General features: G+C 62.9%; 1 protein-coding gene. It reads left to right on the forward strand.

Annotated features, from left to right (window positions below):
- Positions 1–85: 85 nt before the first annotated feature.
- On the forward strand, positions 86–267 hold a 182-nt coding region (locus ACUN9Y_RS22310), incomplete at its 3' end, for a hypothetical protein (protein WP_445462925.1).

The raw sequence follows: 267 nt of genomic DNA on the forward strand, positions 1-267 counted from the left end.
TCCAGCATCCAGGACGCCGCCCTTTCTGCGATCATCAGCGTCGGTGAGTTAGTGTTGCCACTGGCCGCTCGTGCAGGTGCTCGGCATGATGCCTCGGCACCTGGCAAGGGGTACACCGCCCTATTCGTCACCCTATTCGTCACCCTTCGCCACCGACTCCAGCATCCAGGACGCCGCCCTTTCTGCGATCATCAGCGTCGGTGAGTTAGTGTTGCCACTGGCCGCTCGTGCAGGTGCTCGGCATGATGCCTCGGCACCTGGCAAGGG

This window comes from Halomonas sp. V046, from assembly GCF_052645355.1.